Origin of the sequence: Clostridium sp. SY8519, from assembly GCF_000270305.1 — a bacterium.
GTDB lineage: Bacteria > Bacillota > Clostridia > Lachnospirales > Lachnospiraceae > SY8519.
This window is the reverse complement of the sequence record NC_015737.1, coordinates 2,331,219-2,356,519: the sequence shown is the minus strand read 5'-3', so window position 1 is coordinate 2,356,519 and position 25,301 is coordinate 2,331,219. Positions and strand designations below refer to the sequence as shown.

16 protein-coding genes and 1 pseudogene are annotated in these 25,301 nt (G+C 52.3%); 3 read left to right on the top strand and 14 right to left on the bottom strand.

What is annotated here, in order from left to right:
• Positions 1 to 7 precede the first annotated feature (7 nt).
• The 7 genes from CXIVA_RS10855 to CXIVA_RS10825 all read right to left on the bottom strand — a co-directional run bounded on the left by CXIVA_RS10855 (position 8) and on the right by CXIVA_RS10825 (position 6,896).
• Complete coding sequence (locus tag CXIVA_RS10855) at positions 8 to 1,495, bottom strand: HAMP domain-containing sensor histidine kinase (protein ID WP_013978080.1); 1,488 nt, start codon at positions 1,493 to 1,495, stop codon at positions 8 to 10.
• 15 nt (positions 1,496 to 1,510) lie between these two features.
• The gene (locus tag CXIVA_RS10850; RefSeq protein WP_013978079.1) at positions 1,511 to 2,203 is read right to left on the bottom strand and encodes a response regulator transcription factor; all 693 of its coding nucleotides are present in this window, start codon (positions 2,201 to 2,203) and stop codon (positions 1,511 to 1,513) included.
• 11 nt (positions 2,204 to 2,214) lie between these two features.
• Positions 2,215 to 2,847, bottom strand: a complete 633-nt coding sequence (locus CXIVA_RS10845) for a helix-hairpin-helix domain-containing protein (protein ID WP_013978078.1) — start codon at positions 2,845 to 2,847, stop codon at positions 2,215 to 2,217.
• Positions 2,848 to 3,026: 179 nt separating this feature from the next.
• Positions 3,027 to 4,232, bottom strand: coding sequence for an aspartate aminotransferase family protein (locus tag CXIVA_RS10840; protein WP_013978077.1), 1,206 nt, complete (start codon positions 4,230 to 4,232; stop codon positions 3,027 to 3,029).
• Entirely contained in the window at positions 4,225 to 5,118 is an 894-nt protein-coding gene (argB, locus tag CXIVA_RS10835; protein WP_041729049.1) for an acetylglutamate kinase, read from the bottom strand. The genes CXIVA_RS10840 and argB overlap by 8 nt, the downstream gene beginning before the upstream one ends.
• A 69-nt stretch (positions 5,119 to 5,187) precedes the next feature.
• Positions 5,188 to 6,411, bottom strand: coding sequence for a bifunctional glutamate N-acetyltransferase/amino-acid acetyltransferase ArgJ (argJ, locus tag CXIVA_RS10830; protein WP_013978075.1), 1,224 nt, complete (start codon positions 6,409 to 6,411; stop codon positions 5,188 to 5,190).
• Positions 6,412 to 6,464: 53 nt separating this feature from the next.
• On the bottom strand, positions 6,465 to 6,896 hold the full coding sequence (locus CXIVA_RS10825; RefSeq protein ID WP_041727885.1) for a GNAT family N-acetyltransferase: 432 nt from the start codon (positions 6,894 to 6,896) through the stop codon (positions 6,465 to 6,467).
• Positions 6,897 to 7,287: 391 nt separating this feature from the next.
• Between CXIVA_RS10825 and CXIVA_RS10820 the strand changes: the two genes are divergently transcribed.
• The gene (locus CXIVA_RS10820; protein WP_013978073.1) at positions 7,288 to 8,514 is read left to right on the top strand and encodes an argininosuccinate synthase; all 1,227 of its coding nucleotides are present in this window, start codon (positions 7,288 to 7,290) and stop codon (positions 8,512 to 8,514) included.
• A gap of 184 nt (positions 8,515 to 8,698) precedes the next feature.
• Here the strand turns inward: CXIVA_RS10820 and fdhD are convergent, their stop codons facing one another.
• The 6 genes and pseudogenes from fdhD to CXIVA_RS10790 all read right to left on the bottom strand — a co-directional run bounded on the left by fdhD (position 8,699) and on the right by CXIVA_RS10790 (position 17,756).
• Positions 8,699 to 9,559 (bottom strand): formate dehydrogenase accessory sulfurtransferase FdhD, encoded by an 861-nt coding sequence (fdhD, locus tag CXIVA_RS10815; protein ID WP_013978072.1) that lies wholly within the window; start codon positions 9,557 to 9,559, stop codon positions 8,699 to 8,701.
• A 118-nt stretch (positions 9,560 to 9,677) separates the two neighbouring features.
• A pseudogene (gene fdhF / locus CXIVA_RS10810) lies at positions 9,678 to 12,377 on the bottom strand (formate dehydrogenase subunit alpha); the annotation flags it as partial.
• Positions 12,378 to 12,421: 44 nt separating this feature from the next.
• A complete protein-coding gene (locus CXIVA_RS10805) occupies positions 12,422 to 14,248 on the bottom strand; it encodes an NADH-quinone oxidoreductase subunit NuoF (protein ID WP_050979270.1) in 1,827 nt (608 codons plus the stop codon).
• A 72-nt stretch (positions 14,249 to 14,320) separates the two neighbouring features.
• Positions 14,321 to 14,845, bottom strand: a complete 525-nt coding sequence (locus CXIVA_RS10800) for an NAD(P)H-dependent oxidoreductase subunit E (RefSeq protein WP_013978069.1) — start codon at positions 14,843 to 14,845, stop codon at positions 14,321 to 14,323.
• Between the two features lie 320 nt (positions 14,846 to 15,165).
• Positions 15,166 to 16,839 carry a glutamine--tRNA ligase/YqeY domain fusion protein gene (locus tag CXIVA_RS10795; protein WP_013978068.1) on the bottom strand — a complete coding sequence of 558 codons (1,674 nt, stop codon included), beginning with the start codon at positions 16,837 to 16,839 and terminating at the stop codon, positions 15,166 to 15,168.
• Positions 16,840 to 16,901: 62 nt separating this feature from the next.
• Positions 16,902 to 17,756, bottom strand: coding sequence for a membrane protein (locus CXIVA_RS10790; RefSeq protein WP_013978067.1), 855 nt, complete (start codon positions 17,754 to 17,756; stop codon positions 16,902 to 16,904).
• Between the two features lie 317 nt (positions 17,757 to 18,073).
• Between CXIVA_RS10790 and CXIVA_RS10785 the strand changes: the two genes are divergently transcribed.
• Positions 18,074 to 22,351: a 2-hydroxyacyl-CoA dehydratase gene (locus CXIVA_RS10785; RefSeq protein WP_013978066.1), complete on the top strand. Its 4,278-nt coding sequence runs from the start codon at positions 18,074 to 18,076 to the stop codon at positions 22,349 to 22,351.
• Between the two features lie 128 nt (positions 22,352 to 22,479).
• On the opposite strand, the gene CXIVA_RS13545 is transcribed toward CXIVA_RS10785, so the two are convergent.
• On the bottom strand, positions 22,480 to 23,589 hold the full coding sequence (locus CXIVA_RS13545; RefSeq protein ID WP_013978065.1) for a uroporphyrinogen decarboxylase family protein: 1,110 nt from the start codon (positions 23,587 to 23,589) through the stop codon (positions 22,480 to 22,482).
• 147 nt (positions 23,590 to 23,736) lie between these two features.
• On the opposite strand from CXIVA_RS13545, the gene CXIVA_RS10775 reads away from it, so the two are divergent.
• The gene (locus tag CXIVA_RS10775; protein WP_013978064.1) at positions 23,737 to 25,164 is read left to right on the top strand and encodes a helix-turn-helix domain-containing protein; all 1,428 of its coding nucleotides are present in this window, start codon (positions 23,737 to 23,739) and stop codon (positions 25,162 to 25,164) included.
• The last annotated feature ends 137 nt before the right edge of the window (positions 25,165 to 25,301 follow it).

Here is a 25,301-nt window from a genome sequence, read left to right as displayed (position 1 = left end):
CGTCACCCTATCTTTCTGTCTTGGCTACATACGTCAGCGGAATTCTGACCTGGAAAGTCGTTCCCTCGCCTTCAATACTGTGTACTTTAATGGCGCCGCGATGCATGATAATAATATTTCTTGTAATTGCCAGACCCAGACCGGTACCGCCGATGGCTCTGGAATGGGATTTATCCACACGGTAAAAACGCTCAAAGATATGTGCCTGGGCGTCTTCCGGAATCCCGATGCCGTTATCCATCACAGAGACAAAGAAATTCTTGTGATCCGCGTTCAGGCTTACATGGACAAACCCTTTCGGTTTGTTGTATTTGATGGCATTTTCGATCAGATTGGACAGTGCCAGCGTAAGCTTGGTTTCATCTACTTCCGCAGTAACCGGACGGAAGCTTTCCAGGACCAGGTCCACTTCCTGCCGGGCAGCAATCGGCTTTAAGCGCTTCATCAGAAGGTTTAACAAGTCGTTGATGTTTACATTGGAAATATTCAGCTCGCCGGCGGATTTATCCAGTCGTACGAGGGAAAGCAGATCATTGATAATCTTGTTTTCCCGGTCGATTTCATTGGTAATATCCCCCATGAACTCGCTGTAAAGCTCTGCCGGCACATTCTCCATGCTGTTTAAGGAATCCGCCAGCACTTTCATGGAAGTCAGGGGGGTCTTCAGCTCATGGGACACATTGGACACAAATTCCTGCCGGGACTCATCCAGCAGCTTCAGGCGCCCAAGCATCTCGCTGCAGGCATCGGAAATCTCCTGCACTTCCTGATATTTGCTGACGGCTGTAAAATCTGAGGTATACCCCTCCTTGACCTCCTGAATCGAAGACGCCAGCTGATGCAGCGGCTTCACCAGACGATTGGCCAGAAGGAAGCCTCCCACCACAACAATCACATAGGTAATCAGCTGCAGGATAAAGGCCCATTGGATCATGTGGTTCAGATCCTCCGTCATGAAATCCGAGGATCCGTTTACCAGCGCCACGCCGCAGACCTGTGTCGTCCGGATGCTGCTGTTGGAGGAATCAGTGTTCCGATCCCCCTGAACCGGGACCTCCCGGTAAATCGGAACGGCGATCCGGATATAGGATTCCTTGCGGTTGTACTCACGGACGGTACGCGCTTCATTGTACGCGGTAAGAATCTCGGAAGAAATCACATCCTTGCCCACGATGCGGTTGTAAGTGTCCGTGACAGCCTGGAAGGAATCATTCACCAGTATAATGCGGATATCATAGACGGATCCCAGCTGTTCGATATGTGCGGTAATGGCTTCTGATTCCGCGTCATTCAGATAGTCATTTCTGGTGATCTGCGAATTCAGAAGCCGGATCTGTGAGATAATATCATTCATTCTTGTTTCCGCGGAATAATTCTCATAGGCGCGTATCACACCGACACGAATCACCACACTTGGAATCACCGCGAAAATCAGCAGAAAAATATAGATACGAAATTTCAGACTCTTAAAAAAGTTACGTAAAGCAGCAAACATGAATATCCTCTAAGCCTAAGCCACATGGTAGTAATATCCGACACCCCATTTGGTGTGAACATATTTCGGTTCGCTGGGGTTCGGTTCCACTTTTTCACGAAGCCTCCGGACATGCACATCCACAGTCCTTAAATCCCCGGGATACTCATAGCCCCAGACCAGATTCAGAAGCTGCTCCCGGCTGAAGACTTTTTCCGGATTTTTCACGAAAAGCTCCATCAGGTCGAACTCCTTGGCCGTCAGGGATATCTCTTTGTCCTTGATGAACAGACGCCGGCTTTCCGCGTCAATTTTCATATCGCCGCTGACAATCAGGCTTTCGTCCTTTTTCTCTGTCTGGCGTACGGAAGTACGGCGGACCACCGCTTTGATTCTGGCTTTGACTTCCAGGATGTTGAAGGGTTTGGTAATATAGTCGTCTGCGCCATATTCCAGTCCCATGATCTTATCCATATCTTCGCCTTTGGCACTGAGCATCACGATCGGAACCTGGGAGAATTCACGAATCTGCTGGCACACCTGCAGACCGTCCATCTTCGGAAGCATTATGTCCAAGAGAATAATATCATATTCATTGTCTTTAGCCTTCTGCAGCGCTTCTTCCCCGTCGTAGGCGCAGTCCACTTCCATCCCTTCCTGTACCAGGCTGAAACGGATTCCCTTTACGATAAGCTCCTCATCATCTACTACCAGTACTCTTGTTGCCATCTTTACACCTCTTATACCGTAATCTGATCTTTAAATTTGGAAAAGGTACCTTCTTTGATTCCGGGCACATTCATCAGATCTTCTTTTCTGCCGAATCTTCCGTTGGTCTCCCGGTAACGCACAATCGCGGACGCCTTGTTCTCCCCGATACCCGGCAGGGTCATCAGCTTCTCCACATCGGCGGTGTTGATATTTATGAGATCCGCGCTTCCGGAAGAAGCAGCCTTCCGGCTCTGATCCGCGCCGGTTCCGCCGGAGCCGTTCGTTTGTCTGCTGTCGGCAGGCTTTGCCGGAATCCGAACCATGGCACCGTCAGATACTTCTTCCGCCAGGTTCACGCTTTCCCTGTCTGCCTTCCGGGTAAATCCCCCTGCCCGGTCCACCGCCTCATACAGACGGCTGCCGCCCGGCAGCTGATAGACGCCCGGATGCCTGACAGCACCGCACACATAAACATAAATCCCATTCTGCAGGGAATCGGATTTCTTCTGCAAAACCGGATCTGTCTCCTCACTGGAGGAGGACCATTCGGATAATTCACTTCGGGATTCCGACAGCAAAACGCCGTGAGAAGGTCCCGAGCACGCGGTACAGATGAATGCCAGAACCGTAATGATACCTGTATAAATGTATCTGTAATACATAAAAAGCATATCCTTTCAAACAGAATCTGTTAAAAAGGCCCCTTAATGCTTCTCATTCATTCTAACGAAATATAGAAAATAAGACAAGTTCTTTTTCGCATGGAAAAGAACTTGTCCTATTCCGTCCGGCCGATCCGCCGGGTACAGGTTTCCGACTGCGGAATCTCTTCTGCCGCGGTTTACTGACGGGCCTCCAGCCCGGTCAGCACTTCATCCAGTATGCGGATCATTTCATCCACATGCGTTTCCTCTATCACAAGCGGCGGCACCAGACGCAGCACATCGCTGCCGGCGGAGATCACAAGGAGCCCCCTGGTCAGCGCCGCCCGGGATACTTCCCCAACCGGAAGGCTGAGCACCACGCCCTGCATCAGTCCCGCGCCCCGCAGGGCTGTAATGCAGCTGTGCTTTTCTTTCAGCTCTTCCAGCCGTTTCACCAGATAACCGGATATCTCTCTGACATGATCCGTCAGGTGTTCCTGTTCAAAAATATCAATGACTGTGCTGACCGCCGTGCCAATCAGCGGATTGCCGCCATAGGTGGTGCCATGGTCGCCGGGCGCAAGGGATTTGTCCGCCACCCGCTGTGTCATAAGGAAAGCGCCTACCGGTACGCCGTTGCCCAGCGCTTTCGCCACGGTCATGATATCCGGCTGTACGCCGTATTTCTGCCAGGCAAACATATACCCGGTACGCCCCATGCCGCACTGGATTTCGTCCAGAATCAGCAGGATGTCTTTTTCGTCGCAGAGTTTGCGGACTCCCCGGATAAACTCCGGATCCGCCGGGTAAATTCCGCCTTCTCCCTGTACGGTTTCCATAATAACGGCACAGGTCCTGTCATTTACCAGTGCTTTTACACTCTCCAGATTGTTATATTCCGCGAAATGCACACCGGGTACCAGCGGTTCAAAGGGTTCCCGGTAGTGGGCGGTGCCGGTTACCGACAGCGCGCCCAGGCTTCTGCCGTGAAAGGCATGATTCATGGCAATGATTTCATGGCCGGCATGGCCGTCCCGTGTATAGGCATATTTTTTCGCCGATTTGATGGCTCCCTCAATCGCCTCGGTTCCGCTGTTTGTAAAGAACACACGGTCCATGCCGGAGATTTTCAGAACTTTTTCCGCTGCTTCCGCAACCGGCGGATTATAGTACAGATTTGAGGTGTGGATCAGCTTGTCCACCTGATTTTTCAGCGCCTGTTTGTAAGTTTCGTTGCTGTATCCCAGCGCGCATACCGCGATGCCCGCCGCGAAATCCAGATATTTTTTTCCGTCGGTATCATAAAGATACACGTCCTCCCCATGGTCTAAAACCACCGGAAACCGATTGTATGTATGCAGCAGCGCATGCTCTGCTTCTTCGATATAACCTTCTTTATTCATTGAAATATTTCTGCTCCTTTGTATTTAATATTGCGGTTCCGATGCCGCGGTTGGTAAAGATCTCCAGCAGAAGACAGTGAGCGATTCTGCCGTCCAGAATATGGACCCGGGATACGCCGTTTTCCACCGCGTCGATACAGCCCTGCAGCTTCGGAAGCATTCCGCCGCCGATGCAGCCGCTTTCCAGCAGCTGTTTTGCCTCTTGGACCGTCAGCTCACTGATCAAGGTAGACGGGTCGTCCGCGTCCCGGTAAACCCCTTCAATATCGGACAGGAAGGCCAGCTTTTCTGCCTGTACCGCCCGGGCGATTGCGCAGGCCGCGTCATCCGCGTTGATATTGTAAGTATTGTAATCCTCATCCAGCCCCACCGGACAGACAATCGGCAGAAAGTCCTTTTCCAGCAGATCATACAGGATCTTCGGATTCACCTGTTTGATATCTCCCACATACCCGATATCCTGGCCTTCGGAATACTTCTTCTCCACTTTCAGGAGTCCGCCGTCCTTGCCGCTGATGCTGACAGCATTTACTCCCAGGGATTCCACTAAAGATACCAGGGATTTGCCGATGCGTCCCAGTACCATTTCCGCGATTTCCATAGTCTGGGCATCGGTTTTGCGCAGGCCGTTGACAAATACCGGATCGATCCCGGACTTGCTGACCCACCGGCTGATTTCTTTTCCTCCGCCGTGCACAATGATCGGTTTGAATCCTACCAGTTTCAGCAGGGTAACATCCTGAATCACGTTTCTTTTCAGTTCTTCATCTACCATTGCGCTGCCGCCGTACTTGACCACAATAATCTTGCGGTTGAATCGCTGAATATAAGGCAGCGCTTCAATCAGCACCTCCGCCTTGTCCATTACACTGATCTTCTGATTCATGTTCGTTACACACTCTCTTTCCTGTTTCTGTCTGCCGGTTCCGGAATATTCGGACACTTTGCCCTGATTTCAGGAACGGTAATCCGCGTTGATTTTGATATAGTCATAAGTCAGATCACAGCCCCAGGCCGCCGCCTGGGCATCTCCCATCTTCAGATCCGCTACTGCGGTCACAGCCTCCTGCGCCAGGATCTCTGACGCCTGTTCTTCGCTGTAATCCAGCGCCACCCCGTTTTCAATGATCTTCAGGCTTCCGGCACTGCTTTCAAAATACAGGTCCACCTGATCCGGGTCAAAGACAGCGCCGGAATATCCCATAGCGCAGAGAATCCGCCCCCAGTTGGCGTCATGGCCGAAAATAGCCGCCTTGGTCAGATTCGAGCAGATGACGGATTTGGCAATGATTTTTGCCTGCTCTTTTGACGCGGCATGAATGACCTTTACTTCAAACAGTGCCGTCGCCCCTTCACCGTCACCGGCCATTTTTTTGGCCAGTGTCTCATTGATCTGACGCAGGGCCCGGCAGAAAATCCGGTAAGACTCGTTTTTTTCGGTGATTTCCGGATTGCCCGCCTGACCGTTGGCCAGCAGAAGCACCGTATCATTGGTGGAGGTATCCCCATCCACGGAAATCATATTGTAAGTATCCTGCACATCTTCTGACAGCGCTTCCTGGAGCAGTTCCTGTGAAATGGCCAGGTCTGTGGTCAGAAAAGCAAGCATGGTACACATATTGGGATGAATCATGCCGGATCCTTTGCACATGCCTCCCAGGGTCACCGGATGTCCGTCGATTTCAAAAGTCACCGCCGCTTCCTTTTCCCTGGTGTCGGTCGTCATAATCGCGCAGGCTGCCGCGTGTCCGGCTTCCGCGGTGTCCGACAGCTCCGGCTGCATAGCATTCACTCCCGCAAGGATCCGGTCCATGGGCAGCTGCATGCCGATGACGCCGGTGGATGCCACCAGCACCTGGTCCGCCGGAATACCGCAGACTTTCTCCACGCCTTCCGCGGTCTGCCGGCAGTAATCCATGCCCTGGGATCCGGTACAGGCATTGGCAATCCCGGCATTGACCACCACTGCCCGGGCCGTGCCGCTGCCCCGGACAATCTCTTTGTCCCAGAGCACCGGTGCTGCTTTTACCAGATTGGTGGTGAAGGTACCGGCTGCCCTGCAGGGCACCTCGCTGACAATCATGGCCATGTCTTTTCTGTCCTTATACTTGATCCCTGCCGCCGCTGATGCAGCCCGGAACCCCTGTGCGGCAGTCACGCCGCCTGTGATCTTTTCCATCTCTCTGTCTGTTCCTTTCCTTTGCCGTTTATGATTGACTGATAAAGTCTTTCCTACTGATTAAATCTGGTAATGTTCTCTTCATTTAATATGAATTCATAAGAATTCAGGTCTTCCCGCTTCACCCATCCGGCATCCTGCCAGAACTGGTTGCCAAGGGCATTTGTCTTAAAAGCCACCAGGCTTACCTTGTTTACATGCTCTGCCTGCAGCGCGCGCATGGCCGCGGCAGCCATCCTGCGTCCGATTCCTCTGTTTCTGCAGTCTTCCCGGACACATACATGATAGAAGGTACCGGTCCGTCCGTCGTGGCCACACAGAATCGCCCCGACGATCTCTCCGTCTTCCTCCGCGACAATGCTGCTGGTCGGATTGCGTCGGAGAAAGATCTCCGTGCCTTCCCGGGAATCATCAATGCTGCGGATGCCGAAGCCGTGAATCGTCTTCCACAGCGCGTATACCTGATCATAATCTTCTATTGTCATCGATCGAATGAATATTCCCAAAAAACTGTCCTCCCATGCTGCCTTCTTTAACTCAAATATTCTAATACTTCTCAGCAGTAAAGTAAAGGAAGGAAGTGGAATGCATATAATTATCCAGAAAATGAATATATATACATTTATACATTTCCCAATACATTTTCCAATTCTGCTGAAAACATTGTGCCTTATCAATATATCACCATTCTTCCCAGATGAAAAGAGTTAATTTATTTTCTGCACATTGCATCTATATGTGTATTTTTATTAAATATTTATGTATAAAATTACACTTGTGAACTCCATTTGTTTGTAGTATAGTAGTCTTCAGCAGAATACCGGGCACTCCGGTTTTTCTAAATCACAGAAATTATAGATAAGGGAGACATGCAAGATGAAAGAAAAAGTTATTCTGGCCTACTCCGGCGGTCTGGATACCACCGCTATTATTCCGTGGCTGAAAGAAACCTATAATTATGACGTTGTATGCTGCTGCATCGACGTCGGACAGGGCGAAGAGCTGGACGGTCTGGAAGAAAGAGCCAAATACTGCGGCGCAGCAAAATTATATATTATAGATATTATCGACGACTTCTGCGAGAATTATATCGTGCCCACCGTACAGGCAGGTGCCGTATATGAGAACAAATACCTTCTGGGCACCTCCATGGCCCGTCCGGGAATCGCCAAAGCACTGGTGGATGTTGCCAGAAAAGAAGGCGCAGTGGCAATCTGCCATGGCGCTACCGGCAAGGGCAACGACCAGATCCGTTTTGAGCTGGGCATCAAAGCACTGGCTCCGGACATCAAGATTATCGCTCCGTGGCGTCAGGATGAGTGGCAGCTCCAGTCCAGGGAAGACGAGATCCAGTACTGCCGCGACCACGGCATCGACCTTCCCTTCTCCGCAGACCAGAGCTACAGCCGCGACCGGAACTTATGGCACATCAGCCACGAAGGACTGGAACTGGAAGACCCGGCACAGGCTCCGAACTATGACCATCTCCTGGTCCTTGGCGTAACTCCTGAAAAAGCGCCGGACGAAGAAGAGCACATTACCATGACCTTTGAAAAAGGTGTGCCCAAGACAGTAAACGGCAAAGCCATGAAAGTATCGGATATCATCCGCGAGCTGAACCGCCTGGGCGGCAAGCACGGCATCGGCATTGTGGATATCGTGGAAAACCGTGTCGTAGGCATGAAATCCCGCGGCGTTTACGAGACTCCCGGCGGCACCATTCTGATGGAAGCACACAACCAGCTGGAAGAACTGGTTCTGGACCGCGCTACCATGAGCTTTAAGAAAATCGTTGCCAACCAGTTCGCCCAGTGCCTCTACGAAGGCACCTGGTTCACCCCTCTCAGGGAATCCCTGCAGGCCTTTGTGGAAAAAACCCAGGAATACGTAACCGGCGAAGTACGATTCAAGCTTTATAAGGGAAATATCATCAAAGAAGGCACCACTTCTCCCTACTCCCTGTACAGCGAATCCCTGGCAAGCTTTACCACCGGCGATCTCTATGATCATCACGATGCAGAGGGCTTCATCACACTCTTCGGCCTGCCGCTGAAAGTCCGTGCCATGAAAATGCAGGAATTAAAGAACGAAAGCAAAAAATAATTCCTCTTTCTTCTGAATCATATCAAAAGCCAGAACCGCACCCCCGGAAATCTTCCGGTGCGCCGTCCCCAGGCAGATGTTTCATCTTCTGCCCGGGACCGCACACCGCCTGACTGCCGGGGGTGCTTTTTTCAGTTCTTCTATGTATTTCTGTATCCTTCCGCTCTTGACGGACTGCCTGTTTTCAGATCACTTCCTGCGCCGTGTTCTGCAGCATCCTGCCGCCGGATTCTTCCGGCAGGCGGCCGGAAAATACCGTCATTTTCCCATTTCGCGCGAAACAGATCAGTGTCAGTCCATAGGTTCTGGCCATTTCGACCGCCAGATCCGTAGGTGCGGCTTTGGTCGCCAGGATCGGCACCCCTGCCCGTACTGCCTTCATTACCATATCGGTGGGAATCCGTCCGCTGGAGTACAGCAGACAGTCTTTGAGGGACTCGCCCCGTTCCAACGCATACCCGATGGTCTTGTCCATGGCGTTGTGCCGTCCCAGATCCTCGCACCAGCATACCAGCCGTTCCCGGCAGGCCAGAAGACAGCTGTGCACGCCGCCGGTTTTCCGGTACAGCGGCAGCTGCTTTTCAAAACTGTGTACCAGAGCCGTAACCCACGCTTTTTTCCAGGGAATCGGTGTAACCGCTGCCATGGGTGAAGCATCCGCGAAGAGATCGTTGTAGACCCGGTTGCCGGTACAGCAGCTAGGCACGGTTTCCACATAATCCCGTGCCTCTGCCGCCTGCTTTCTGCCATGATCCGGCGCAAGCACCACGCGAGCTCGGGCTCCTTCCTCACAGATATAGAGACTGCTGACCTGGCTGCAGTCCGTGATGATCCCTTCTGTCAGCAGTCTTCCCAGGATCAGCTCCGGCAGATCTGAAGGACTGCAGACCAAGCGCATGGTGCGCACTTCATTGATCCACAGATCCAGCAGATGTTCCCGGGTCACATCATATTCTGTTGTATGCCGCTGGTCCAGACGGTCATAACACTGTCCCCGGATCTCTGTGCTCAGTCCGTCCGGATGAAACCGATTGTCAATTCGCATGGTTCTCCCGCTCCACCAGATGCTCTGCAGTTTCCGCCATCTGCTGCCGCATCTGCTCGGCAACCATCGCCTGGGTGATATACACACCCTCCGCGGTATACGCTTCGCTGTCAGGAATTTTTTCAATACGGACCGCGCATACCTTGTATTCCGGAATTTTGCAGTACGGGTCCAGCGCCGCATGGGTCAGCCAGTTGCAGTCCCCATCCGGGAAATGGAACGGCATCCAGCACTCGCCCGGCGAACATTTGCCGCTGACTCTGGCTTCCGATGTGATCACGCCGCGTCTGGAACGGACACGGACCCGTTCTTTATCCCGTATACCCAGCGCAGCTGCGTCCTGCTCATTCATTTCAATGAAAGAATGCCCTTCGATATTCATGAGTCCTTTGGTCCGTCCGGTCATGGCCCGGGTCGTATAATGATACAGAATCCGTCCGGTCATCAGCAGAATCGGATATTCCTCATCCGGCAGTTCCGCAGATTCCTTATACGGCGCAGGGCTGAAGGCGCCCAGCCCCCGGGCAAAGGTACCCACATGCAGGATCGGTGTTCCGGGATGATCCGGAGCCGGACACGGCCACTGGATGCCTCTGCCGCCAATCTCTTGGGAATCCAGTCTTTTGTGGCTGATTCCCGCAAAGGAAGGGGTTAGAGACGCCATTTCATCGAAAATCTCTGCCGCTGTCATCTGCGGCTGAGGGTAGCCCATACGGTTCATCAGATCAATGATGATATCCGTATCCAGACGCATGTCCCCGGGTACCTCGATGGCTTTTCTCACCCGCTGCTGCCGGCGTTCCGTATTGCTGAAGGTGCCTTCTTTTTCCAGATAGGAACGCCCCGGCAGAATCACGTCTGCCAGCTGAGCGGTCTCCGTCATGAACAGTTCCTGCACCACAAAGAAGTCCAGGCTTTTCAATGCCTTCAGGATATGATGGGTGTCCGGATCCGTCACTACAGGGTCTTCCCCATAGATATACAGCCCCCGAATACGGCCTTCCACTGCGGCAGGAAAGACTTCCGTGGCGTGAAGCCCGATTTTTCCGGACAGGGGAACCCCCCAGGCCTGTTCAAATTTTCTGCGGATCTTCTCATCGGTGACATTCTGATATCCCGGAAATTTGTCCGGCATGGCTCCCATATCGCAGCCGCCCTGGACATTGTTCTGCCCCCGCAGCGGATTGACGCCGCAGCCCGGTTTGCCCAGTTTTCCGGCAGCCAGGGCCAGGTTTGCCAGAGACCGTACGCCTTCCGTTCCTGTGGTATGCTCCGTCACTCCAAGGCAATAGATAATCGGCGCTTTTTCCGCCCGGGCATACATCCGGGCCGCTTCCCGCAGATCATCAGCAGAAATCCGGCAGATTTCCGCGGTGCGTTCCGGGGTATATTCCATCGCCGTTTTTTTCGTTTCCTCGAATCCTTCCGTACGGGTACGGATAAATTCCTCATCAATCAGATGTTCGGAGATCATGACATGGAGCATGCCCAGGGCAAACGCTACGTTGGTGCCCGGACGCAGCTTCAGATGAATGTCCGCCCGGGCTGCCAGTCCGGTGGTACGCGGATCCGCAACCACAAGCTTCGTACCGTTTCTGACCGCCTGACGAATCTGCATGCCCACCACCGGATGGGCTTCTTCCGGATTGGAACCGACCAGCAGAATCATATCCACACCATGGGTAATGTCCTCGATCGTATTGGTCATGGCGCCGGAACCGAAAGACATGGCCAGTCCGGTTACCGAGGCAGAATGACAGACTCTGGCACAGTTGTCGGTATTGTTGGTCCCGAAGCAGGTGCGCACCATCTTCTGCACCATATAAATATCCTCGTTGGGGGATCTGGAACACGCAAATCCGGCCAGGGCATCCGAACCGTATTTTTTCCGGATTTCCATAAATCTGCGGGCCACCAGATCCAGTGCCTCATCCCAAGACGCTTCCCGGAATTTGCCCGTCGTCCGATTTTTAATCAGCGGTGTGCGGATCCGATCCCTGGACATGGCGAAATCAAAGGAGCCGCTTCTGCCCTTGACGCAAAGGAGTCCCCGGTTGGAGGGCCCGTCCGCCGCCTCGGTATCCACCACCCGGTTGTCCTTCACATACACATCAAACTGACAGCCGGTGGCACAGTGGGGACAGGTCGTGCGGATTTTTTTCACTTCCCAGGGCCGGTAGTTTTTCCTGCGCTTCATAGTCAGCGCGCCGGTGGGGCAGGCCTGTACACAGTTTCCGCAGGACTCACAGTTGGAATCTTTCCAGTCGATGCCGAAAGCCGTACTGATCACCGACCGGAATCCCCGCTCTGATGTGGCGATGGCGCCGCGGCAGACAATCTTCTGACAGGTGTTTACACAGCGGTGGCATAAAATACAGCGGTTCGGATTATAAACAAAAAATTCATTGGTATCGTCCACCGGTTCTTTTAATTCGTCCTCTCCTGTGGGATAACTGGATCCTTCTACCCCATATTCATAACACAGATCCGCCAGTTTGCAGCTGCCGTTTCCCGGACATGTCATACAGTGGATGTCGTGATGGGACAGCAGCAGATCCAGGGTTGACTTTCTCGCCTCAATGACCCGTTCACTTTCCGTATGAATCACATTGCCCTCACCGATGGGAAAAGAGCAGGCGGTCACCAGTTTCGGATTGCCTTCAATCTCTACAAAGCACATTCTGCATGCGCCTTCCGGACTCAGTTCTTTCAGATAACAAAGCTGCGGAATCCGGATTCCATATTTTTCAGCGGCCTGCAGGATGGTGGAGCCTTCTTCCGCTTCTACTGCGGTACCGTTGATTATTGCGTGGATCATATCTAAAACCTCCTGATTGCTCGATCACTAATTCCTCCGGTCTGTTATCTGCGCACCACAGCGGAGAACCTGCACTGACTCATGCAGACACCGCATTTGATACATTTGGACGCGTCAATGACATGGGGCTGTTTCACTTCTCCTGAAATGGCTCCTGCCGGACAATTTTTCGCGCAGAGCGTGCATCCCCGGCACAGTTCCGGATCGATCTCATACTGGAGCAGCGCCTTGCATACATGAGCCGGACATCTCTTTTCCAGAATATGCGCTTCATACTCCTTCCGGAAGAACTTCAGCGTGGACAGAATCGGGTTCGGCGCTGTCTGTCCCAGACCGCACAGAGAATTCTGCTTGATATCCTTTGCCAGTTTTTCCAGCTGATCCAGGTCTTTCATCTCTCCCCGGCCGTCTGTGATTTTTTCCAGAATATCCAGCATACGCTTAATACCGATCCTGCAGGGCGGACATTTGCCGCAGGACTCATCCACAGTAAACTGCAGATAGAACTTGGCCACATCCACCATGCAGTTATCTTCGTCCATGACAATCAGACCGCCGGATCCCATAATGGAGCCGATTTCCGCCAGGTGCTCATAGTCCATGGCCACATCCAGATACTCCTCCGGAATACAGCCGCCGGAAGGTCCGCCGGTCTGGGCGGCTTTGAATTTTTTCCCGTTTGGTATGCCGCCCCCGATCTCTTCTACAATCGTACGGAGCGTGGTGCCCATGGGCACTTCCACCAGGCCGGTATTGTTGATTTTTCCGCCCAGGGCGAACACTTTGGTGCCCTTAGACTGATCCGTGCCCAGATTCCGAAACCATTCCGCTCCGTTTAGAATAATTTTAGGCACATTGGCATAAGTTTCCACATTATTTAAAATCGTCGGTTTGCCAAAGAGGCCTTTCACTGCCGGAAACGGCGGACGGGGCCTCGGCTCTCCCCGATGTCCCTCAATCGAGGTCATCAGCGCCGTCTCTTCCCCGCAGACAAAGGCCCCTGCCCCCAGCCGCAGTTCGACGCGAAAAGAAAAGTCTGTGCCAAAGAGCCGGTCGCCTAAAAGCCCCTTTTCATTGGCCTGGTCAATCGCGATCTGCAGACGCTGCACGGCCACAGGATATTCCGCCCGGACGTAGATATAGCCCTGATCCGAACCGATTGCATATCCGGCAATTGCCATTGCCTCCAGCACCACATGGGGATCGCCCTCCAGAATCGAGCGGTCCATAAACGCGCCGGGATCGCCTTCATCCGCGTTGCAGCAGACATATTTCTGTACCTGTCCGCGGCTGCCGGAAGCGAACTCCCATTTTTTCCCGGTAGGAAATCCCGCGCCGCCGCGTCCCCGCAGCCCGCTGTCTGTCACAATCCGGATCACTTCATCCGGCGTCATTTCGGTGACTGCCTTACCCAATGCCAGGTATCCGCCGGTACCGATATATTCCTCGATGCTCTCCGGATCAATATGCCCGCAGTTATGCAGCGCCACCCGCTGCTGTCTTCCATAGAAAGCGGTTTCATTCACCGAAAGTGCTTTTCCGTTTTCCTGATATTCCAGGTGCTCTACAATCTGATGCCCTTTCAGATGCCTTTCCACCACTTCTTCCACATCTTCTAGGCGAAATCTGGTATAAAACGCCCCTTCCGGATAGGCCAGCACCAGCGGGCCCTGTTCACACATGCCGTGGCAGCCAGTTTGCACCACGTCGATTTCCCGATCCAGTCCGTTTTCCCGGAGCAGGGCACAGAACCGTTCATAAATTCTGTGGCTGTCCGCGGACTGACAGTTCTGTCCGCCGCAGATCAGCACACAGTGTCTGTTTCCCTTATCCTCCGGCCGGTACCCGCGTACCGCCAGCTTTTCCTCCATCCGTTCCCGGACTGTCTGCAGTTCTTTCAAAGAATTCATAGATATCCTCCATTTGTCCATGACGTTATTTCGCTAAGAAGCCGATCGTCCGCCTGCTTCCTCTCTCTGCCGGTACTGATCCAGAATACGTTCTGCCTCATCCGGTGTCAGACGGCCGTATACTTTATTGTTTATCGTCATGACCGGTGCCATTCCGCAGGCACCGATGCACCTGCATGCATCAATGGAAAATTTCCCATCCGGTGTGCATTCTCCGCTGGAAATCCCCAGATATTCTTCAATTCTGGCGAGAATATCGCCGGATCCCTTCACGTAGCACGCGGTTCCCAGACAGACGCTGATCTGATACTTTCCCTTCGGCTGCAGATTAAACTGAGAGTAAAAGGTTGCGATTCCGTAAACGGCACTGACCGGCTGGCCGGTACCTTCCGCGATCATCTGCTGTACTTCCAGCGGCAGATAACCGTAAATTTCCTTTGCTTTCTGCATAACAGGCAGCACAGCACCCGGCTGTCCCTTATGGGCAGCCATAAAACGTCTCAGTTCCTGTTCCTGCTCTTTCGTGCCTTTAAAAGGGACTGTCTGTTTTACTTTCAATTGCTTTCCTCCCCAACAGTACTTTTATGTTCTCCTGTAAATACAACACCTACAGTATATCATTGCACAGATCTTAATACAAGAATGGTCTGTATACAATCATCCACGTTTTCCGCCGGATGCAGGGCTTTTCCTTTATTATTGGAAAATAGTACAAAATCTTCACAAAAAATATCCCCTGCTGCGTTTGCTTTCGCAAGACCCTGTAATATAGAAATCGGCCTTCCCCTCCGAAAAAGCTGCTGTACACGAAGTACAGTTCTTCCGAAAGGAAAGGCCGAAATCAGTGAACCCGCATTTGAAAGGTTCTGTGTATCTGTTTATGCCTTTGGCAGTTTGTAGGAGCTTTTCAGCGAAACGATCCTGTTAAACACCGGCTGACCCGGTCTGGAATCCCTGCAGTCCACATTAAAGAAGCCGGTCCGCACAAACTGAAAGCTGTCATATGCTTCTGCCTGCTGCAGCCCCTGTTCTATATAACAGTTCCCGCAGACGGTAAGTGAGTTCGGATTTACATTCAGGGAGCCGTCTTCTTTATTATAGACACCCTTTTCCTCATCTACGATATTTTCGTACAGGCGTACCGTTGCCCGGAATGCCGTGGCCGCATCCACCCAGTGGATGGTACCTTTGACTTTCCGCCCGTCGGGGCTGTTTCCGCCGCGGCTGGCCGGATCATAGGTGCAGTGCACCGCTGTGATTTCGCCGTTTTCATCTTTCTCAAATCCGGTGCAGGTTACGAAATACGCGTTCATCAGCCGTACTTCGTTGCCCGGATAGAGCCGGCGGTATTTCTTCGGCGGTTCTTCCATGAAATCTTCCCGCTCGATATACAGTTCCCGGCTGAAACTTACCATACGGGAGCCCAGTTCCGGATTCTCCATGTTGTTTGGCACTTCCAGTTCCTCGGATTCTCCCTCCGGATAATTGTCAATAATCAGCTTCAGCGGATCCAGCACTGCCATGGCCCGGGGTGCCTTTAACTTCAGATCTTCCCGGATGCAATACTCCAGCATGGCGTAATCCACGGAACTGTTGCTTTTGGAGATGCCGCACAGTTCCACAAATTTACGAATGGACTCCGGCGTGTATCCCCGCCGGCGCAGCGCCGCGATGGACACCAGACGCGGGTCATCCCAGCCGTCCACGATTCCGTCTTCTACCAGTTTTTTGATATAGCGTTTGCCTGTAACCACATTGGTCAGATATAATTTTGCGAATTCGATCTGACGGGGCGGCTGCTCAAACAGACCGGTCTCATGCACCACCCAGTCATACAGCGGGCGGTGGTCTTCAAATTCCAGTGTGCACAGAGAATGGGTCACACCCTCAAAGGCGTCCTCCAGCGGATGCGCAAAGTCATACATGGGATAAATGCACCACTTGTCACCGGTGCGCACATGATGCATATGGGCAATCCGGTAAATGACCGGGTCACGCATGTTGATATTCGGCGAAGCCATGTCAATTTTCGCGCGCAGCACTTTGGATCCGTCCGGGAACTCTCCGTTTTTCATGCGTTCAAACAGGTCCAGGTTTTCCTCAATGCTCCGGCCGCGGTAAGGGCTTTCCTTGCCCGGATGTTCAAAATCCCCCCGGTATTCGCGGATCTGTTCCGCGGTAAGATCACAGACATATGCTTTTCCTTTTTGGATCAGAATCAGGGCAGCCTCATACATCCGGTCAAAGTAATCCGACGCGAAATACAGCCGGTCTTCCCAGTCTGCGCCGAGCCAGCGGACATCCTCCAGGATAGACTCCATAAATTCCTGTTTTTCCTTAGTGGGATTGGTGTCATCAAACCGCATGTTGAACTTGCCGTGATATTCCTGGGCGATCCCATAATTCAAAAGGATCGACTTGGCATGTCCGATATGCAGGTATCCGTTTGGTTCCGGCGGAAACCTGGTGCAGATCTCGGAATACTTTCCCTCAGACAGATCTTTGTCAATCGCCAGTTCGATAAAGTTGCGTGATTGTGTTTCGTTTTCCATAGTTACTCCATACTCCCCGTTTTTTAATTTTCGTCAATGGAAAAACTCCTCCATCGGATGAATTATTTCACATGTTTGTGTGTAAACAGATGATCCTGACAGTATTCGTAATTTCCGTTGCATTTGGAACAGAACCGAAATTCCAGGTTCGGATCATCCAGCTCGGTACGTCCGCAGACGGCGCATTTGTGCTTGCTGATTCTGCCGTCTTCAGACCGATAGCTTCCGGAAGGGCGGTTCATCTGCCTGCGGAAGGACTGCTTTCTCCGGATCTCCTGCGGCGAAACCGCGTGATAGTTTCTCGTCAGCAGGAAGAAAATCAAAAAATTCGCCAGAGATGCCGCGATGGCAACAATGCTGACCACACCTCCGCTGACAGCGCCGGCCACCGCTAGGACGGCATAGACAATGGCAAGCCACTTCATCCGGACCGGAATCAGAAAATACAGCATTACCTGCTGATCCGGATAACATACCGCAAATGCCAGGAAAATAGACAGGTTCAAATAATAGGTCGTATAATACGCGCCCTGCAGGATCAGCGGCGCCTGCCCGGTGGCAAAATACAGAAGAAGGGCGCCGAGAATCGTAAAAATGATGCCGCCGAAAATAAATACATTAAATCGGAAGACTCCCCAGGTGTGTTCCAGCGCAGTACCGATCTGATAATAAAAGATGATCATGATAATGGCAAAAATCAGATAACTGCGGCTGGGCGGAATCAGCAGCCAGGATACCAGCCGCCAGACCTGCCCCTGGTGAAAAATCATATAAGGTTCCAGGGTCAGCCAGGACACCAGGTTCGGGGCCGCGTACATGATGATATATCCGATGACGTAACAGCCCACCATGTATTTCATCAGTCCCGGTATGGCATACCGGCCGATCTTTTTTTCGAGACGATTGAGAAAATTCATATCTGCTCCTTGAAAAACTTATTCTGTTAATCGGTATTTCATTGTAGCATAAAACACCGATGGAATGAAAGACGTTTTTCTTTACTTTTCCCGCCCAAACTGCCCTGCTATACATGATCTAGCGGTAAATATAAAGTTTATATTAATATGTTGTGTTTTAAATTTGTTGGGCGTATAATATCATGAGTTATTTCGTGGAGTTTTTTTGTGTGCTTTTGCACCGAACCAATCCATTTTTTTGCAGAAATCCGCAGGCTGCGGAAAGACAGCCTGCGTACCGTTAGTTTCAGATACAGATAAATACGAAAGGTGATTCAATGGAAAACAACAAGATTTACAAGCTTGGTATCGATATCGGATCTACCACAGTCAAAATAGCCCTGCTGGATGAAGCAGATCATCTGATCTTCGCAGACTACCAGAGGCATTATGCCAACATCCGGGAGGCCCTCTCCCACCTGCTGAAAGAAGCCTATGAGAAAACCGGGGACGTGCTCATCTGCCCGATGATCACCGGTTCCGGCGGCCTTACCCTGGCAAAACACCTGGGTGTGGACTTCATCCAGGAAGTGGTTGCCGTATCCACCGCGCTGGAACATGACGCGCCGCAGACTGATGTGGCCATCGAACTGGGCGGCGAAGACGCCAAAATCATTTATTTTGAAAACGGAAACGTGGAGCAGCGTATGAACGGTGTATGCGCCGGAGGAACCGGCTCCTTCATCGACCAGATGGCATCCCTTCTGCAGACGGACGCCTCCGGCCTGAATGAATATGCCAAGCATTACAACGCGATCTACCCGATTGCCGCCCGCTGCGGCGTATTTGCAAAATCAGACATTCAGCCCCTGATTAATGAAGGCGCCTCCAAAGAGGATCTGGCTGCCTCTATTTTTCAGGCAGTTGTAAACCAGACCATCAGCGGCCTGGCCTGCGGAAAACCTATCCGCGGTCATGTGGCTTTTCTGGGCGGTCCCCTGCATTTTCTTCCGGAACTGAAAGAAGCTTTTATCCGCACCCTAAAGCTGGACGAAGAGCATACCATCGTGCCGGAGGATTCCCATCTTTTTGCCGCCAAAGGCTCCGCGTTGAACTACAACCGGGACAATGCCCTGCAGCTCAGCGCTTTACTGGAGAAATTAACCGGCGAGCTTCATATGGAATTTGAAGTCGCCCGGATGGACCCTCTGTTCCGGGATTCTGCCGAATACGAGGAATTTATCCAGCGGCACGCAGGAGCCACTGTAAAGAAAGGAGATCTTTCCACTTACAAAGGCCGCTGCTATCTGGGGATCGACGCAGGTTCCACCACCACCAAGGTTGCCCTGGTCGGAGAAGACGGCACCCTGCTCTATTCCTTTTACAGCAACAACAACGGCAGCCCCATTGACACCTCCATCCGCGCCATCCGCGAGATTCATCAGCAGCTGCCGGCAGACGCGCAGATCGTATACTCCTGCTCCACCGGCTATGGCGAGGCTCTGGTAAAAGAAGCGTTCCGTCTGGACGAAGGGGAAGTGGAGACCATCGCCCACTACACCGCTGCCGCCTTCTTTGATCCTGATGTGGACTGCATCCTGGACATCGGCGGACAGGATATGAAATGCATCAAAATCAAAAACAATACCGTCGACAATGTTATGCTGAACGAGGCATGCTCTGCCGGATGCGGCTCTTTTATCGAGACCTTTGCTAAATCCCTGAATTATAAGGTAGAAGATTTTGCCAAAGAAGCCTTATTTGCCGAGCATCCCATCGATCTGGGCACACGCTGTACCGTATTTATGAACTCAAAGGTAAAACAGGCTCAGAAGGAAGGCGCTTCCGTGGCAGACATTTCCGCCGGCCTGGCATACTCTGTCATCAAAAATGCCCTTTTTAAAGTCATCAAACTGACCGACGCTTCCCAGCTTGGCAAAAATGTAGTGGTACAAGGCGGAACCTTCTACAATGATGCGGTCTTCCGCAGTTTTGAGCTCATCTCCGGCTGCAGGGCAATTCGTCCGGATATTGCCGGAATCATGGGCGCCTTCGGCGCCGCGTTAATCGCACGGGACCGCTACGAAGAGGGACATCAGACCCAGATGCTTACCATTGATGAAATCGAGCATCTGACCTTCCATTCCGACCTGAAACGCTGCGGCAAGTGTACCAACAACTGTCTGCTGACCATCAACCGGTTCAGCGACGGCCGTCACTACATCACCGGCAACCGCTGCGAACGGGGGCTGGGCGAAACAGTGAAAAAGGAAGAAGTTCCAAACCTGTTTGAATACAAATTAAAGCGGATTTTCCGCTACAAGCCGCTGAAAAAAGAAGAGGCGGCACGGGGTGTCATCGGTATGCCCCGGGCGCTGAATTTATATGAAAACTACCCCTTCTGGGCTGTATTTTTCAAAGAGTTGAAATTCCAGCTGATTCTGTCGCCACAGTCCACCCGCAAAACCTACGAACTGGGAATAGAATCCATTCCCAGCGAGTCCGAATGCTATCCGGCAAAGATCACCCACGGACACATCCAGTGGCTGATCAACCACGGCATCACACGGATCTTCTACCCCTGCATTCCTTATGAGCGCAAGGAATTTCCGGAAGCCAGCAACAACTACAACTGCCCGATCGTGACATCCTACGCGGAAAATATCAAAAACAACGTAGAGGAAATCACCAGCGGACAGATCGAATTCCACAATCCCTTCATGTCCTTCGCGGATCTTGACACCATTCGGGACCGCCTGAAAATCGTCATGAAAGAGGAATTCGGCATTCCGGAGCACGAAACCGCCAAAGCCGTGGAAGCCGGCTGGGCAGAAATGGCCAGTGCCCGGGATGATATGCGGAAAAAAGGCGAGGAAACCATCCAGTGGCTGAAAGACAACCACCGGCGCGGCATCGTGCTCGCGGGACGCCCCTATCATATTGATCCGGAAATCAACCATGGCATTCCGGAACTGATTACCTCCTATGGATTTGCTGTTCTGACAGAGGATTCCGTCTCCCATCTGCACCAGGTGGAACGGCCCCTGGTGGTTCTGGATCAATGGATGTACCACTCCCGCCTGTATGCCGCCGCCAATTATGTCAAGACAACGGATAACCTGGATCTGATCCAGTTAAATTCCTTCGGCTGCGGTCTGGACGCCATCACCACCGACATGGTCAGCGATATCCTGACCCAGTCCGGCAAGATCTACACCTGCCTGAAAATCGATGAGGTAAACAACTTAGGTGCAGCCCGGATACGAATCCGTTCCCTGATTGCGGCCATCCGCACCCGGGAAAAGCATCCGACCAAACGGGACCTTGTGCCCACCAACCACAACCGGGTACTTTTCACCGAAGAAATGCGCGCCGAAGGATATACCATCATCGCGCCGCAGCTGTCGCCGATCCACTTCGATATCCTGGGACCGGCCTTCCGCTCCTGCGGCTACAATGTGGTGGTACTGGACAACGATACCAAAGAAGCGGTGGACACCGGCCTGAAATATGTGAACAATGACGCCTGCTATCCGTCCCTGATCGTTGTGGGACAGATGCTGGCCGCCGTGGAATCCGGCAAATATGACACAGACCGTCTGGCCATTATCATGACACAGACCGGCGGCGGCTGCCGGGCGTCCAATTACGTCGGTTTCATACGCCGGGCGCTGAAAAAGGCCGGCTATCCGCAGATTCCGGTAATTTCCCTGAATCTGTCCGACTTAGAAAAGAATCCGGGCTTTTCCTTTACCCTGCCCATGGCCCAGAAGGCCGTCTATGGCTGTGTGTTCGGCGATATCCTGATGCGTGTCATCAACGCCACACGCCCGTACGAGGCAGTACCGGGAACCACAGACAAGATGCACCAGAAATGGCTCAGACGCATCAACAAATTCCTCTGCCAGGATAAGAAGTGGCTGTCCCACAGGACCTACAAACGCTTCTGCCGGGAAATGGTACGGGATTTTGACCATATCGAACGAAAAAATATCGAAAAACCGAAAGTCGGTATTGTAGGAGAAATCCTGGTAAAATTCATGCCGCTGGCAAACAACCACCTGGCAGAACTGATTGAACAGGAAGGCGCGGAAGCGGTCGTTCCGGATTTTCTGGACTTCTTCCTGTACTGTTTCTATAATAACAATTTCAAGACCGATAACCTGGGCTTCAGCAAAGCCGCAAAACGCAAGGCTAACCTGGGAATCTGGGCCATCGAGAAACTCCGGGGCGCTGCCCATAAAGCCCTGGCAGACAGCGTGCATTTCGATCCGCCGGCCAGCATCTATGACACGGCCCGGGGATCTGCCGACATCGTATCCGCAGGAAATCAGACCGGCGAAGGCTGGTTCCTGACCGGTGAAATGATCGAGCTGATCAACCACGGCGTCAACAACATCGTATGCTGCCAGCCCTTCGGCTGCCTGCCGAACCACATCGTTGGCAAGGGAGTCATCAAAAAAGTGCGGTCTGAGTATCCGGACTCCAATATTGTCGCCATCGATTTTGACCCGGGTGCCAGCGAAGTTAACCAGCTGAACCGTATCAAGCTGATGCTGACCACTGCGCAGCGCAATATCGAAAAGAAAAAACAGCAGCAAAACAGTGCACACTGATCCCGCAGGAAATATCCTTTCTGCGGATCGGCAGAACTCCGGCAGGAAATTCCTGCCGGAAGCCGTGAAAAGGGGAAGGCCGCAGACACGGTCTTCCCCTTTTCCATTTACTTACTTTCTGAAGTTTTTTATCGAACAGAATCGATCATTGCCTTGATATTTTCCGGTTTCGCGTTCATCGGCACTTCACATCCGGAACCCAGCATAAATCCGCCTTTTCTGCCCATATAAATCAGTTTTTCGCAATACTCTGCCACTTCCGCCTCACTTCCGTAGCACAGCAGAGTGGCCGGGACATCCCCCCGGATACTCTGGCTTCCGTCCAGAATCTCATAGGCCTTTTCTATATCTGTGGCGCCATCCAGCTCGATGTGGACGCTTCCTTTCGGCAGCTGCGTGAAGAATTCCATCATCGGCAGCCAGTTGCCGTCTGCATGCAGAATTGTAGTCAGTCCTGCCTGATGGAAGCGTTCAATCATGCCTTTCAACGCAGGCCACGCAAATTCCTCAAACATGTCCGGAGACAGGAACGTCGCAGAAGAACGCATGGCAAAGCAGCCCACGCGGGAACCGCCGTTCCCCTTGATCTGCTGAATCGTCGCCTCGTCCGCCAGCGGCTGGTATTTGTTCAGAATATCCATGATATCCCCCGGCACATCAAACAGATCATAAATAAATTCTTCCATGGACCGCGCCATGGACAGGGTATCAAAAATCGGTGCCGTCGCCCCTTCAAAGATCGGCACCACACCGTTCCGGTACAGAAAACCGATGGTTTTTCCCAGATTCTGGCCCATTTCTCCGAATCTGGCCATCAGCTGTTCCGGACTGGTAAACGGCGGATTCTGGATCCTGCACAGGTACATTCCCTGCCAGGCCTGCCAGCCCATAGTCATGATTTTCTTATACTCTTCCTGATCCTCGAAAAACGGCGTTTCCACAAACTGGTAAAGCTCGTTCTCCCCCAGCTCTTTTCCGGGTACACGGGCAGGCAGTCCCATGATAAAAACCGTATCCCCCGGATACATGGGCATCGCGCAGTCCGGCTTGCCGATGATCTCCCAGGCCTGCTGCATTGCTTCTATCCACTTATCCGCGCTGCGGATGGTATCCGCCTGGGTAATTCCCTTCGCCATGGCCGCGTAAGTCACTAGCATCATGGGGAATACCGGGATTTCCGTCCGGTCCTGATAAGGGGTAAGGCTCAGCATTTTCTGAAATTTCTCCATTGCGTTCATAGGCGTTTCCTCCTTCTTTTTCCTGCTTCTATCATTACACAATTTACTGACAAATGCATCCTGTGATATAGTAAAACTGCAGGAAATATTTATCTGTTATTCCTACAAATTGTATGAAAGAATATTCCGCTTGTCAGGGAGGGACTTATGAAGCTTAGTATGTGGATTCTCAAGGACTGGCTCCGGGACTATTCCCCGGAACCGGAGATTCAGAACGGCAAATGCATCATACAGAATGTACGGCTTTTTTCCGAGCAGCTCCGCTTCTCTTCCTCCACCGTTTACCTGATGCCCATGGAAGAGGAAAAAATCGTCTGCTCCAACGGAAATGACATCCTGACGCTGCACTGTGACGATGTCAACGAAATCCTGAACCGCATCCTGGACGCCTTTGACTACTATAATGACTGTGAAAATCAAATGCTCCAGGCCATAGAAGCCGACTGTTCCATTGAGAAACTGATGAAGCAGTTTTCCATGATCACCCATCATCTGATGATTTTCGCGGACGCAACCTTCTACATGCGGGCTTTCTTCGCTCCGGATACCATCCTGTCCGCCCATCCGCAGCTCAAAGACCTGCTGCGCACCCGCATGCTTCCCCTGCCCGCGCTTCAGGCCCTGAATCAAAGCAGCAGCATCCGGAAACCGGACCTTCCTGCCTATCCGGTTTCTGTTCCCGCTGTCGGCAGCGCCATCGTCTCCAATCTCTTTACCGGCGGTCTGCACGCCGGGTGGCTCATTGCCGATTCGGCCGACAATACCTATACCGAAGGCCAGACAGATCTCCACGGGCAGCTGGCCGAGCTGCTCTGCCGCTGGCTTGCCCGCAATCGTTCCACGAAAGAGCATACACAGAAAGCCGGCCTGTTTCTGGATATCCTGAATGGGGAACAGACAGATCCCCGGCAGATCGATCTGCGCCTGCGCAGCTTCGGCTGGTCTTCCGGCGACCGGCTGACCCTGTACGTATTAAAACCGCTGGAGAGCAGCACTTTTCCCCCAACGGTTCTGTTTCATCATCTGGAGGCAATCCATCCTGCTGCCTTTGTCCTGTTTTATCAGAACCACCTCCTGGAACTGGTGAATCACGATCTGACCGACCAGACGCCCTTTCGCAGAGAATTCACGGATCTTCTGACCAGTGTCCGGTACTGTGCCGGTGCCAGTCCTTCCTTTCGCCGTCCCGCACAGCTCCCGGATGAGTTTCGCGCGGCTTCCATTGCGGCAGAATATGCGCCAAAAATACCGGGTGCCATTCAGGACTTTCCGTCCGCTTTGCTTCCCTATCTGCTGACTCTGCTGCAGGAGCATTCCGTGACGGATCTGCGGCATCCTGCGCTCTCTGTTCTGAAAACCTATGATCAGACACACCATACGGAACTGAGCCATACCCTGCATTGTTACCTCACCTGCCGGTGCAATGCCACCGAAACCGCCCGCAGTCTTTATATCCACCGAAGCACGCTGCTTTACCGCATCGATCGGATCCTGGGGCTGACCGGCATTGACTTTGAAAATCCGGATGAATATTTCCATCTGCTTCTCTCCTTTTATCTGGATGCCATGTCCTGATTCTGTGGACGCCATGCCCGGAAGCGCCCTGAGACATGTATCTGCCTGCGCCGTGAATCATGTCCTTTGGGTTTTTCTCCTGTTTTTGGCACTCTTTTTATCTGAGTGCTAAAATTCGGTTGACTTCTTTCCGGTTT

Bases quoted from the DNA above. Each gene is read 5' to 3' on its own strand.
- CXIVA_RS10855 (WP_013978080.1), bottom strand. From the start codon at position 1,495: ATGTTTGCTGCTTTACGTAACTTTTTTAAGAGTCTGAAATTTCGTATC.
- CXIVA_RS10850 (WP_013978079.1), bottom strand. From the start codon at position 2,203: ATGGCAACAAGAGTACTGGTAGTAGATGATGAGGAGCTTATCGTAAAG.
- CXIVA_RS10845 (WP_013978078.1), bottom strand. From the start codon at position 2,847: ATGTATTACAGATACATTTATACAGGTATCATTACGGTTCTGGCATTC.
- CXIVA_RS10840 (WP_013978077.1), bottom strand. From the start codon at position 4,232: ATGAATAAAGAAGGTTATATCGAAGAAGCAGAGCATGCGCTGCTGCAT.
- argB (WP_041729049.1), bottom strand. From the start codon at position 5,118: ATGAATCAGAAGATCAGTGTAATGGACAAGGCGGAGGTGCTGATTGAA.
- argJ (WP_013978075.1), bottom strand. From the start codon at position 6,411: ATGGAAAAGATCACAGGCGGCGTGACTGCCGCACAGGGGTTCCGGGCT.
- CXIVA_RS10825 (WP_041727885.1), bottom strand. From the start codon at position 6,896: ATGACAATAGAAGATTATGATCAGGTATACGCGCTGTGGAAGACGATT.
- CXIVA_RS10820 (WP_013978073.1), top strand. From the start codon at position 7,288: ATGAAAGAAAAAGTTATTCTGGCCTACTCCGGCGGTCTGGATACCACC.
- fdhD (WP_013978072.1), bottom strand. From the start codon at position 9,559: ATGCGAATTGACAATCGGTTTCATCCGGACGGACTGAGCACAGAGATC.
- CXIVA_RS10805 (WP_050979270.1), bottom strand. From the start codon at position 14,248: ATGGAGGAAAAGCTGGCGGTACGCGGGTACCGGCCGGAGGATAAGGGA.
- CXIVA_RS10795 (WP_013978068.1), bottom strand. From the start codon at position 16,839: ATGGAAAACGAAACACAATCACGCAACTTTATCGAACTGGCGATTGAC.
- CXIVA_RS10790 (WP_013978067.1), bottom strand. From the start codon at position 17,756: ATGAATTTTCTCAATCGTCTCGAAAAAAAGATCGGCCGGTATGCCATA.
- CXIVA_RS10785 (WP_013978066.1), top strand. From the start codon at position 18,074: ATGGAAAACAACAAGATTTACAAGCTTGGTATCGATATCGGATCTACC.
- CXIVA_RS13545 (WP_013978065.1), bottom strand. From the start codon at position 23,589: ATGAACGCAATGGAGAAATTTCAGAAAATGCTGAGCCTTACCCCTTAT.
- CXIVA_RS10775 (WP_013978064.1), top strand. From the start codon at position 23,737: ATGAAGCTTAGTATGTGGATTCTCAAGGACTGGCTCCGGGACTATTCC.